Source organism: Romboutsia hominis (genome assembly GCF_900002575.1).
In the GTDB taxonomy this organism is placed as follows: domain Bacteria; phylum Bacillota; class Clostridia; order Peptostreptococcales; family Peptostreptococcaceae; genus Romboutsia_C; species Romboutsia_C hominis.
Genome location: NZ_LN650648.1, coordinates 2454418 through 2467172, shown reverse-complemented (window position 1 = coordinate 2467172; position 12755 = coordinate 2454418). Strand labels below are relative to the sequence as shown.

At 36.3% G+C, this 12755-nt stretch carries 8 protein-coding genes, 2 tRNA genes, 2 rRNA genes and 1 other RNA gene; 10 read left to right on the top strand and 3 right to left on the bottom strand.

Annotated features, from left to right (window positions below):
- The first annotated feature begins 210 nt into the window (after nucleotides 1–210).
- Nucleotides 211–1995, top strand: a complete 1785-nt coding sequence (aspS, locus tag FRIFI_RS11995) for an aspartate--tRNA ligase (protein WP_092923800.1) — start codon at nucleotides 211–213, stop codon at nucleotides 1993–1995.
- A 131-nt stretch (nucleotides 1996–2126) separates the two neighbouring features.
- Here aspS and FRIFI_RS11990 read toward each other — a convergent pair whose 3' ends face one another.
- Nucleotides 2127–2399: a hypothetical protein gene (locus FRIFI_RS11990; RefSeq protein WP_166505983.1), complete on the bottom strand. Its 273-nt coding sequence runs from the start codon at nucleotides 2397–2399 to the stop codon at nucleotides 2127–2129.
- Between the two features lie 303 nt (nucleotides 2400–2702).
- Between FRIFI_RS11990 and FRIFI_RS11985 the strand changes: the two genes are divergently transcribed.
- Both FRIFI_RS11985 and FRIFI_RS11980 read left to right on the top strand, forming a co-directional pair.
- Nucleotides 2703–2993, top strand: a complete 291-nt coding sequence (locus FRIFI_RS11985; protein ID WP_092923805.1) for a metal-sensitive transcriptional regulator — start codon at nucleotides 2703–2705, stop codon at nucleotides 2991–2993.
- A 10-nt stretch (nucleotides 2994–3003) separates the two neighbouring features.
- Nucleotides 3004–3453: a SoxR reducing system RseC family protein gene (locus FRIFI_RS11980; RefSeq protein WP_166505982.1), complete on the top strand. Its 450-nt coding sequence runs from the start codon at nucleotides 3004–3006 to the stop codon at nucleotides 3451–3453.
- Between the two features lie 106 nt (nucleotides 3454–3559).
- Here the strand turns inward: FRIFI_RS11980 and FRIFI_RS11975 are convergent, their stop codons facing one another.
- Nucleotides 3560–4036 (bottom strand): threonine/serine exporter family protein, encoded by a 477-nt coding sequence (locus FRIFI_RS11975; protein WP_092923811.1) that lies wholly within the window; start codon nucleotides 4034–4036, stop codon nucleotides 3560–3562.
- A complete protein-coding gene (locus FRIFI_RS11970) occupies nucleotides 4036–4824 on the bottom strand; it encodes a threonine/serine exporter family protein (protein WP_092923813.1) in 789 nt (262 codons plus the stop codon). Before FRIFI_RS11970 ends, FRIFI_RS11975 begins: the two co-directional genes overlap by 1 nt.
- A 590-nt stretch (nucleotides 4825–5414) precedes the next feature.
- Here FRIFI_RS11970 and FRIFI_RS11965 point away from each other — a divergent pair.
- The 7 genes from FRIFI_RS11965 to rnpB all read left to right on the top strand — a co-directional run bounded on the left by FRIFI_RS11965 (nucleotide 5415) and on the right by rnpB (nucleotide 12503).
- Nucleotides 5415–6917: ribosomal RNA gene (locus tag FRIFI_RS11965) — 16S ribosomal RNA — on the top strand.
- A 121-nt stretch (nucleotides 6918–7038) separates the two neighbouring features.
- Nucleotides 7039–7114 (top strand) — tRNA-Ala (locus tag FRIFI_RS11960).
- A gap of 145 nt (nucleotides 7115–7259) precedes the next feature.
- Nucleotides 7260–10162, top strand: a 23S ribosomal RNA gene (locus tag FRIFI_RS11955).
- The 16S and 23S rRNA genes sit together here with 2 tRNA genes alongside, the layout of an rRNA operon.
- 65 nt (nucleotides 10163–10227) lie before the next feature.
- Nucleotides 10228–10302: transfer RNA gene (locus tag FRIFI_RS11950), tRNA-Thr, on the top strand.
- 540 nt (nucleotides 10303–10842) lie between these two features.
- On the top strand, nucleotides 10843–11172 hold the full coding sequence (locus FRIFI_RS11945) for a PadR family transcriptional regulator (RefSeq protein WP_092923816.1): 330 nt from the start codon (nucleotides 10843–10845) through the stop codon (nucleotides 11170–11172).
- Between the two features lie 90 nt (nucleotides 11173–11262).
- A complete protein-coding gene (locus FRIFI_RS11940) occupies nucleotides 11263–11829 on the top strand; it encodes a DUF2812 domain-containing protein (protein WP_166505981.1) in 567 nt (188 codons plus the stop codon).
- A gap of 332 nt (nucleotides 11830–12161) precedes the next feature.
- An RNA gene (gene rnpB / locus FRIFI_RS11935) (RNase P RNA component class A) lies at nucleotides 12162–12503 on the top strand.
- Nucleotides 12504–12755: the final 252 nt, after the last annotated feature.

Here is a 12755-nt window from a genome sequence, read left to right as displayed (position 1 = left end):
ATGATATATCATAAATTATAGAAAGCCAATTTTAAATGGACAAGTAAATTGCAGTAATGATAAAATATTAAATTATAATAAGTCTTATACAAAAGGTCTTAAAGAAAGACTTTTGAAGCACATATACAAAGATTATATATCAATAATTTTTAAATAAATATAGTTTATTATGTGCTATAGGAAATTTAAAGAAAGCCTGGAGGGTAAATAATGGAAACTCTAAACGGATTAAAGAGAACTCACTATTGTGGGGACTTAAGAGAAAACAATATAAATGAAGAAGTTGTCCTTATGGGATGGGTTCAAAAGAAAAGAAACTTAGGTGGATTAGTATTTGTTGACTTAAGAGATAGAAGTGGATTATGCCAAATAATATTTGATACTGACGTTAATGCTGAAGCTTTTGCTAAGGCTGAAAAGTTAGGTTCTGAATATGTTATAGCTGTTAAGGGAAAAGTTTGTGAAAGATCATCTAAAAACCCTAACATGCCAACTGGTGATATAGAAGTATTTGCTACTGAACTTAGAATACTTAATGAATCTCAAACACCACCAATATATATAAAAGATGATGATAATGTATCAGAAGAATTAAGACTTAAGTATAGATACTTAGATTTAAGAAAGCCATCTATGCAAAAGACTTTAATGTTAAGAAGTAAGGTTGCAAATATAGTAAGAAACTACTTAACAGAAAATAACTTCTGTGAAATAGAAACACCTTTCTTAATAAAGCCAACTCCAGAAGGTGCTAGAGATTATCTTGTACCAAGTAGAGTTAATGAAGGTAAATTCTATGCTTTACCACAATCACCACAATTATTCAAACAATTATTAATGGTAAGTGGTATGGATAGATACTTCCAAATAGTTAAGTGCTTTAGAGATGAAGACTTAAGAGCAGACAGACAACCTGAGTTTACTCAAATAGACTGTGAAATGTCTTTTGTTGAACAAGAAGATGTTATGGCAATAATGGAAAAAATGGTGCAAACTATATTTAAAGAAATATTAAATGTAGATGTAGCATTACCACTTCCAGTTATGACATATGCTGAAGCTATGGAAAGATACGGAAGTGATAAGCCTGATACTAGATTTGGATACGAATTAACTAATATATCTGATTTAGTAGAAAACTGTGGATTTGGAGTATTTGCTAATGCTACTAAAGATGGAATGAGCGTTAGAGGTATAAATGTTGAAGGTAAATCTGATGAAATAAGTAAAAAGCAATTAAGTAAAATAGAAGACCATGCTAAGACTTACAGAGCTAAAGGTCTTGCTTGGATGAGAATAGGAGCTAACAGAGAGGTTACTTCTCCAATAGCTAAGTTCTTCACAGAAGAAGAATTAACAGCTATACTTGACAGAATGAATGCTAAAGAAGGCGACTTATTATTATTCGTTGCTGATAAAAACTCTGTAGTATTTGATGCATTAGGTCAAGTTAGACTTGAAGTTGCTAGAAGACTTAACTTATTAGACAACAATGAATACAAAATGTTATGGGTAACTGAATTCCCTGTATTTGAAGAAGATGAAGAAACTGGAAGAATGGTAGCTAAACATCATCCATTCACTTCTCCAATGGATGAAGATATAGAAAAGCTTGAAGGAGATGACAAAGCATCTTTAAGAGCTAAGGCTTACGATATAGTTATAAACGGATACGAAGTTGGTGGAGGAAGTGTTAGAATATTTAACGCTGACGTTCAACAAAAAATGTTTAAAGCATTAGGATTTACTGAAGAAGAAGCTAGAGAGAAATTTGGATTCTTATTAGATGCATTTAAGTATGGAACTCCTCCTCATGCAGGAATTGCATTTGGACTTGATAGATTAGTTATGATACTTGCAGGAACTACTAACATAAAAGATGTTATAGCATTCCCTAAAAACCAAAGTGCAGTATGTCCAATGACTAATGCTCCAGCAGTAGCTGAAGAAGCGCAATTAAAAGAATTAAATATAAAAGTTGAAATAAACAAGTAATATACAAATTTTGTATATTATAGCAAAGAAAGTGCCTCAAGATAGATTATTAAGAGGCACTTTCTTTATTTATTTATTTTTGAGCAAGGTATAAACCTAGTGGATACATAAAAATTATAATTTAAGTTTGACTATTTAATATTATTTTGAGAATAGTACTTGCTTACAAGCATCTTTTCTCCACCTTCAACGGATCTTTCTCCACCCGCATAAGGTTTAGTACCCTCCATGTTATATGCTTTATCTCCAGATAATAAATTTTTAGCATGATCATCTAAAGTATCTTGTGAATATTTATTAGTTGTTTTATTATCTGAGCTATCGTAATAATCAAGTTCAGATGAAATTTCCATTCTTAAGTTATTTAAAGCTTTTTTAGCATTTGATTTAGAATTAGTATCCATATTAGAATCTCCTTTAAAAGTAATCTATTAATATAATCAACATAATAAGCTAAAACTATACTTAAAAGAGTAAAATAGTATTATAATTAAGATATAAATATGAAAAATATTTAGAATTTAATAATTATATTATATAATATAATTACTAATCATTATTAAAAACTATTTATTTTGTAATTAAAAATGATTAGTAGGCTATATTTTCTAAAAAATTCGTATAAAGTATTAGATAGTTTGAATTAAATTCACATCGAAAAAATAAAAATAAGCTATAATATATATATCAATAAAAGAGGTGAACATATGGAAAGAAAATTAGCTGAGTCAAATGATAAAGAAGCTCTTATAAAAAGACTTAAAAGAATAGAGGGACAAGTTAAAGGTATTCAAAATATGATAGAAGAAGAAAGGTATTGTGTAGATATATTGGTCCAAATATCGGCAATTAGATCTGCTATAAACAAAGTGGGTACAATAGTGCTTGAAAATCATATAAAAGGATGTGTTTCTCACACCATAAAAAGCGGTAATGAAGAAGTTACAGAAGATGTTATAAATGAATTAATGGGTACTATAACTAAGTTTACAAAATAGGGGTGGTTTTGTGGAACAACAAGGGTATATAATAGAGATTTTAGATAAAAATACTGCTAAGCTAAAAATGCAAAGGCATTCTGCTTGTGCAGCTTGTGGAAAATGTGTTACTAGTTCAGAATCAAAAGACATAGTGGTAGAAGTTGATAATAACATAGGTGCTAAAGTTGGAGATAGGGTAAAAGTAAATATGGATGGTGTAAATGTATTAAAAGCAGCCTTTTTAGTATATCTTACTCCATTAGCAGGTCTTTTGATTGGAACAATAGCTACATATTTTATACTAAATAGCATAAGTATGACAAGTAGTATAGAAGTTATAAGTTTTATAGTGGGTATTACTACTATGATGATTGTTTTTTTTATACTTAAAAAAAGAGATAAAAAATTTAGAGAGGGCAGAGAGTATATACCTATAATTACGGATATAGTATCAAGTGGAAAAGATATTTCTTTATAGTATATAGTCAATCATGCTCATATATTAATAAAAAGGCTATGAATATAGAATTAAACTCTATTTTCATAGCTTTTTTATAAAGGTTTTATAATTAAAATCTAAGCAATTATTTATTAACCTTTTGAATTAATGCTGCCATTTTCTTTAGTTTGAATATATTTATAGTTCTAACAAAAGAAGTCATAACTAATATTCCAAGTGCTATAGCGGCCCCAGAAAATAATACATCTGTACCAACTGATACAGCCATATCATAATCTCTTTGAACTAGATAAAGCATAGTATTATACATTCCAAGTCCAGGAACTAAAGGTATTATACCTGGTATTACAAATAATATTGCAGGATGTTTTAATTTCCTAGCAAGCATTTCACTTATAAAAGCAACAATTAGAGTAGCTATGAAGTTTGAAATTATTGCATTAGAAGTAATTCCCATTAAATAATAATACATTGTCCACCCTATACCTCCAGTAATTCCTGCTGGAACTAGTGTAGATATAGGTCCATTTAAAAATACAGCAAATCCAACAGTAGAAAATGCTGAAAATATAAAATGCCAAACTAAACTCATATCAGTCATTAGAATGCACCTCCAAACTTAAGCCATAAATCTAGAACAAGACCAACACCACAAGCTATAGAAATAGCAGTTAAGCCTGCATCAAAAGCACGTGCTACTCCTGAAATTAAATCCCCTGCAATTAAATCACGTATACCTTTTATAAAAGATACTCCAGGAAGTAGTGGCATTATAGAACCAACTATTAGGGTTTTAGGTGTTGCTAAGAAGCCAAGTTCTGTTATTAAAACCCCAGTTAAAGCTATAAATACTGAAGCTATTAAACTAGAAAAGGCTGGTATATTACTTATCTTCATAATTTTTTTATAACATATAACTGCTAGTATAGATATTATAGTTGTAAATATGAAATTAATTAAATTATTACCCCCAACAACACAAGCAAAAGAAGCAGATGCTAAACCTGTGGCTATGTAAACTAATTTAGGCGGATGTTCAGGAGTCTCCCCAAGAACTTTAAGCTCTGCTAAAGCATCTTTTATAGGCATATCCTTTGCATTAACAAACTCTCTAGAAAAATTATTAAGTAGAGAAATTTTGTTTAAGTTTATTCCACGGTTTCTAATCGTTTTCATGAAGGATAAACCATCAAATCTATCATCTGATATGATGATAGCGGTAGGAGTTGCAAATACGCTAATATGATTAAAACCCCTCGACTTACAAACTCTAATAACGCTATCCTCTACACGATAAGTTTCAGCCCCATTTATTAGCATAAGTTCACCAAGAAATAAAGCTAACCTAAGTACGTCTTTTTTGTATTCTTGATTGCTGTCGTTATACATAAAATTCCCTCCTAACTAACCTATTATAAGCATTATAACATCTTTTTTGACATATGTTTACAAAACTATAGTTAAATATATGAATTTAAAATAAAGCTTTAAATTTATACATTATATAGATTAAATAATAATAATTATTATATCTATTTTGTCAAAATACTCATCTTTTATTTATATTAAAAAACTTATAGAATTTAAAAATACAAATAAAAATATTTTTAAAAAATTTTATTAATACATAATATAATAAAAATAACCTAAATCTAGATTATTACTTGCTTTTTATAAAAATATTGATACAAAATATTGAGAAAAAATGAAAAAAATAAAAAAGTTTAAAAAAAGTGTTGACCATATAAAAATAAGATGATATAGTAGTACTTGTCCAAGAGAGGACAGTAAGAACTTTGAAAATTAAACAGTAGGTTAATTTATATAACTGATTCTTAAAGAATCGAAAACAAACCAAGCCAGATATTCAGATAATGATAGTCTGAGCAGGTAGTCAAATTTATTTTAGCAACGGATGTTGTTGAACGTATGTGAAACAATTTCGTTCGCGATATAAAACGATATAAATTCGAAGAATTTATTTTGAGAGTTTGATCCTGGCTCAGGATGAACGCTGGCGGCGTGCCTAACACATGCAAGTCGAGCGATTCTCTTCGGAGAAGAGCGGCGGACGGGTGAGTAACGCGTGGGTAACCTGCCCTGTACACACGGATAACATACCGAAAGGTATGCTAATACGAGATAATATGAGAGAGTCGCATGGCTTTCTTATCAAAGCTTTTGCGGTACAGGATGGACCCGCGTCTGATTAGCTAGTTGGTAAGGTAACGGCTTACCAAGGCGACGATCAGTAGCCGACCTGAGAGGGTGATCGGCCACATTGGAACTGAGACACGGTCCAAACTCCTACGGGAGGCAGCAGTGGGGAATATTGCACAATGGGCGAAAGCCTGATGCAGCAACGCCGCGTGAGCGATGAAGGCCTTCGGGTCGTAAAGCTCTGTCCTCAAGGAAGATAATGACGGTACTTGAGGAGGAAGCCCCGGCTAACTACGTGCCAGCAGCCGCGGTAATACGTAGGGGGCTAGCGTTATCCGGAATTACTGGGCGTAAAGGGTGCGTAGGCGGTCTTTCAAGTCAGGAGTGAAAGGCTACGGCTCAACCGTAGTAAGCTCTTGAAACTGTAAGACTTGAGTGCAGGAGAGGAGAGTAGAATTCCTAGTGTAGCGGTGAAATGCGTAGATATTAGGAGGAATACCAGTTGCGAAGGCGGCTCTCTGGACTGTAACTGACGCTGAGGCACGAAAGCGTGGGGAGCAAACAGGATTAGATACCCTGGTAGTCCACGCCGTAAACGATGAGTACTAGCTGTCGGAGGTTACCCCCTTCGGTGGCGCAGCTAACGCATTAAGTACTCCGCCTGGGAAGTACGCTCGCAAGAGTGAAACTCAAAGGAATTGACGGGGACCCGCACAAGTAGCGGAGCATGTGGTTTAATTCGAAGCAACGCGAAGAACCTTACCTAAGCTTGACATCCTTTTGACCGATGCCTAATCGCATCTTTCCCTTCGGGGACAGAAGTGACAGGTGGTGCATGGTTGTCGTCAGCTCGTGTCGTGAGATGTTGGGTTAAGTCCCGCAACGAGCGCAACCCTTGCCTTTAGTTGCCAGCATTAAGTTGGGCACTCTAGAGGGACTGCCAGGGATAACCTGGAGGAAGGTGGGGATGACGTCAAATCATCATGCCCCTTATGCTTAGGGCTACACACGTGCTACAATGGGTGGTACAGAGGGCAGCCAAACCGTGAGGTGGAGCTAATCCCTTAAAGCCATTCTCAGTTCGGATTGTAGGCTGAAACTCGCCTACATGAAGCTGGAGTTACTAGTAATCGCAGATCAGAATGCTGCGGTGAATGCGTTCCCGGGTCTTGTACACACCGCCCGTCACACCACGGAAGTTGGGGGCGCCCGAAGCCGGATAGCTAACCTTTTGGAAGCGTCCGTCGAAGGTGAAATCAATAACTGGGGTGAAGTCGTAACAAGGTAGCCGTATCGGAAGGTGCGGCTGGATCACCTCCTTTCTAAGGAGAATTACCTACTGTTTAATTTTGAGGGTTTTTATTTTTTTTGTTAAAAATGAAAATTCTATATTGACAATTTTCACATAAGATAGTAAAATATCTAATGTTGAAAAGACAACTTGGGGGTGTAGCTCAGCTGGGAGAGCACTTGCCTTGCACGCAAGGGGTCAGGAGTTCGATCCTCCTCATCTCCACCATTAGTACTTTGAAAACTGTATAACATTTAGTGATATGACATCATTTTTTATAAATAGACAAGAAAAGTCTTTAAAATAACTTTAAGCAATGGAATAAACTGAGTGAATACGAAGTTTGTTCATTCGCGATAACTTTTTAATAACTGGTCAAGTTATTAAGGGTGCAGGGCGGATGCCTTGGCACTAGGAGCCGATGAAGGACGTGATAAGCTGCGATAAGCTTCGGGGAGTTGCACGTAAACTTTGATCCGAAGATTTCCGAATGAGGAAACTCACTTAGAGTAATGTCTAAGTATCGTTAAGTGAATACATAGCTTAGCGAGGGGAACCCGGGGAACTGAAACATCTAAGTACCTGGAGGAAGAGAAAGAAAAATCGATTCCGTAAGTAGCGGCGAGCGAACGCGGAACAGGCCAAACCAACAAAGTTTTCTTTGTTGGGGTTGCGGACATATCATCAACGAAGAGGCTATTGTAGACGAAGAGAGTTGGAAAGCTCCGCTATAAAGTGTAACAGCCACGTAGTCAAAACGAGAAGACTTCAGATATGATCCAGAGTACCACGGGACACGTGAAACCCTGTGGGAAGCAGGAGGGACCATCCTCCAAGCCTAAATACTACCTAGTGACCGATAGCGCATAGTACCGTGAGGGAAAGGTGAAAAGAACCCCGGGAGGGGAGTGAAATAGAACCTGAAACCCTGCACTTACAAGCTGTGGGAGCACATTTCTTGTGTGACCGCGTACTTTTTGTAGAACGGGCCAACGAGTTACGTTAAGTAGCAAGGTTAAGCACTTAAGGTGTGGAGCCGTAGCGAAAGCGAGTCTTAAATGGGCGATTTAAGTTACTTGACGTAGACCCGAAACCGGGCGACCTATCCATGAGCAGGTTGAAGCGAAAGTAAAATTTCGTGGAGGACCGAACCCACGAGCGTTGAAAAGCTCGGGGATGACTTGTGGATAGCGGTGAAATTCCAATCGAGCCCGGAGATAGCTGGTTCTCCCCGAAATAGCTTTAGGGCTAGCCTTGAGCTTAGAGAAACGGAGGTAGAGCACTGAATGTCCTAGGGGGTATTGCACTTACCGAAGACTATCAAACTCCGAATGCCGTCTTCTTTTGCTCAGGAGTCAGACTGTGGGTGATAAGATTCATAGTCAAGAGGGCAACAGCCCAGATCGTCAGCTAAGGTCCCTAAATGTACGTTAAGTGGTAAAGGATGTGGGATTGCACAGACAACCAGGATGTTGGCTTAGAAGCAGCCACTCATTTAAAGAGTGCGTAATAGCTCACTGGTCGAGTGATCCTGCGCCGAAAATTTCCGGGGCTAAAACGTACTACCGAAGCTACGGCATCATTTATGATGGGTAGGGGAGCTTCGTATGCAGGCTGAAGCATGACCGTAAGGACATGTGGACAGTATACGAGTGAGAATGTTGGCATGAGTAGCGAGACGTGGGTGAGAATCCCACGGGCCGTAAACCCAAGGTTTCCAGGGGAAGGTTCGTCCGCCCTGGGTTAGTCGGGACCTAAGCCGAGGCCGAAAGGCGTAGGTGATGGACAACAGGTTGATATTCCTGTACCACCAATAACCGTTTGAGGAATGGGATGACACAGTAGGATAAGCTAACCACACTGTTGGTTATGTGTGGCTAAGTACTGAGGCAGTCAAGATAGGCAAATCCGTCTTGATAATGCTAGGGTACGATGGGGAGCCCTTTTGGGCGAAGTAGCTGATTTCACACTGTCGAGAAAAGTCTCTACCGAGGTTAAAGGTGCCCGTACCGTAAACCGACACAGGTGGGTGAGGAGAGTATCCTAAGGCCAGCGAGAGAACTATTGTTAAGGAACTCGGCAAAATGACCCCGTAACTTAGGGATAAGGGGTGCCATCCTTTGGATGGCCGCAGAGAATAGGCCCAAGCGACTGTTTACCAAAAACACAGGTTTCTGCTAAGTCGCAAGACGATGTATAGGAGCTGACGCCTGCCCGGTGCTGGAAGGTTAAGGGGATCTGTTAGGAGTAATCCGAAGCAGTGAACTTAAGCCCCAGTAAACGGCGGCCGTAACTATAACGGTCCTAAGGTAGCGAAATTCCTTGTCGGGTAAGTTCCGACCCGCACGAAAGGCGTAACGATTTGGGCACTGTCTCAACAATAGACTCGGTGAAATTGTAATCCCGGTGAAGATGCCGGGTACCTGCGACAGGACGGAAAGACCCCATGGAGCTTTACTGTAGCTTGACGTTGGGTCTTGGTACTACATGTACAGGATAGGTGGGAGACTATGAAGCATGGACGCCAGTCTGTGTGGAGTCACCCTTGGGATACCACCCTTGTAGTACTGGGATCCTAACCAGAGGCCTTGAATCAGGTCTTGGGACACCGTCAGGTGGGCAGTTTGACTGGGGCGGTCGCCTCCCAAAAAGTAACGGAGGCGCTCAAAGGTTTCCTCAGCACGGTCGGAAATCGTGCGAAGAGTGTAAAGGCAAAAGGAAGCTTGATTGCAAGACATACAGGTCGAGCAAGGACGAAAGTCGGACTTAGTGATCCGGTGGTTCCGCATGGAAGGGCCATCGCTCAACGGATAAAAGCTACCCTGGGGATAACAGGCTTATCTCCCCCAAGAGTCCACATCGACGGGGAGGTTTGGCACCTCGATGTCGGCTCATCACATCCTGGGGCTGTAGTAGGTCCCAAGGGTTGGGCTGTTCGCCCATTAAAGTGGTACGCGAGCTGGGTTCAGAACGTCGTGAGACAGTTCGGTCCCTATCCGTCGCAGGCGTAGGAAATTTGAGGAGACCTGTCCTTAGTACGAGAGGACCGGGATGGACGTACCTCTGGTGTACCAGTTGTTCTGCCAAGGGCATGGCTGGGTAGCTATGTACGGAATGGATAAGCGCTGAAAGCATCTAAGCGCGAAGCCAACTTCAAGATAAGATTTCCCACCGTAAGGGTAAGACCCCAGGAAGACTACCTGGTTGATAGGTCGAAGGTGTAAGTGCAGTAATGTATTTAGCTTATCGATACTAATAGGTCGAGGACTTGACCAAAATAAAATGATTGACTAAATGATATGCAGTTTTGAGGGTACTAAACTTAATCAAAAAAATAATATGCTGGTGTGGCTCAACGGTAGAGCAGCTGACTTGTAATCAGCAGGTTGTAGGTTCGATTCCTATCACCAGCTCCAGTAAAAGACTATGTATTTATACATAGTCTTTTTTGTTATAATAAATTACTTGCAATATTATAACTAATGATAAATCAAAATATAGAGTTTTATATTATATAAAAATAAATATTATATAAAAATAAATATTATATATAAATTATATTTTATAATAAAATTTATACACAATATAATCTAATTATGATATATTGTAATTAGATATATCAATAATGGATATATTAATTAATGATATAGAGGTATAGATAGTAAAATTGTTTAATCAATACCTAGACATATAAGTACAAGAGAAGAGTAGATTATGTGGGAGTAAATAGGTATTAGTGGTTGAGTAGCTTTAATAATAATTTTTGATTTATGTTTTGTTGTTAAGTTAGCTGTTATAAGTAGAATAAACGAATCAGCAATAGTTAATATGGGTAAAAAAGATTCCATTAAACATGTAGAAAAAATATTTGAATATGCGCAAAAAATAAAAATGTAAAGCTAAAGAGAGATTAAATATTGAACTAGGTTTATACCTATAGAAAGGAAGTGAGTAGAGTGAGTAGAAATAATTCACTACAAGAAGAGCAGTTAACGGAATCAGGGTATTATATACTTTTAGCATTATTAGTACCTATGCATGGTTATGGAATTAGTAAATATATAGAGGAGTTGACTGAAAAAGAGGTTATAATAGGTCCTGCTACCTTATATACTATGCTAAAGAAGATGCAAGAACAAGATTATATAGAATTAGCTGGAGAAGAAGGAAGAAGAAAGATATATAAGCTTACAGAGAGAGGACTAAAAGTTATAACTATGGAAAAAGAAAGAAGATATAAGATGGCTCTTCATGGTGCAGAGGCCTTTAGTAGATTAGAGAGATAGATATAAGTAAATCAAAACGATTTAATGATAATGTAGATTAGTTATAAAGGGTAAATATAATAAATTAATGATATTAAAAAGGTGATAATTATGAGTAAAAATGTAAAATATATAGCATCAATGGGATTAGGATTTGCGGAAGAAAAAGAAATGAAAAAGCTAGGAAAATTAGCTAAAGAAGGATGGATATTTGATAATTTTGAGAAATTATCTTATAAGCTTGTAAAAGGAGAACCTCAAAATCTTATATACTGTGTTGATTATAATGAAAATAAAGATGATTTAGATTCTTATATAGAATTAATAGAAGAAAGCGGATGGACTCATGTAACTTCTTATGAAGGCTTTCATTTTTTTAAGGCACCAGAAGGAACACATCCTATATATAGTGATGGATATACTTTAGGACTTAAATACAAGGCTATGAATAAAGGTGTTAAAAAGACCGCGATTTACTCAGTAGTAATAGCGATAATATCAGGATTAATAGCTTATATAATGGAGAATATAGCAATAGATTCAAGTGTATATGAATGCCTAAAACTTATTATTTATATGATAGCAGGAGGAGCTTTTGGATTTTTTATAGCTTTAATACCATGTAGTATGTGTATTAAAAACAAGATGAAAAAAGCAATATTATCAGCTAAAAATTAATGATTACAATTCTAAAACGTATATAAAATATTAGATAATACCTATAGGGCTAATTAATTATTATAATAAATAACTATTAAAACATAAATTAACTTATTATCATCAGTAGTTTTGCTTAAGTAATTATATTATTTATTATAAATATAATCATATATTACTAAACTAATGAATTAGTAATAATCCTTTTGAACAGGCATATTAGTTGTATAAATATGATCGATTATAGAACAAGGAAAAGTTGAATTATTAGTCCATATGATAGAAATATAGGTAAAATTTAAATTTTGACATAAATAATAATATATGATATATTATATACATCAATTAAATATTAAGTAAGCCAGACAATCGCGGGTAGCTTTTAGCTACGTGAGGAAAGTCGGAGCTCCATAGAGCAGGGTGCTAGGTAACGCCTAGTGAGAGTGATCTTAAGGAAAGTGCAACAGAAAATAACCGCCACTTTTGTGGTAAGGATGAAAAGGTGAGGTAAGAGCTCACCGTTTGCTAGGTGACTAGCAAAGCCGTGTAAACCCCACCTGGAGCAAGGCCAGAATAGGATAAAAAGGGTATTGCTCGTACCCTCCGGTTGGTAGGCCGCTTGAGTTTATTGGTGACAATAAGCCTAGAAAGATGATTGTCAAATACAGAACTCCGCTTATAGACTTGCTTATTATTTATAACACTAGTTTAGCTAGTGTTTTTTTATTGCACAAATTTATGTAAAAAATAATTAAACTAAATTGAGTATATCGAAAAATAAAGAGGATAAATATTGGAGTTAAAAGAAGCTATAGAGCTTATGCATAAAATGTACTGAAAAATAAAAAAATCTATATTAACTATATTTTTAAAATTTCAAATAATCTTTTTAAAATATCATATCTAATATTAAAATAGAGCTATATACCAAGAGAAGTATTGATAAT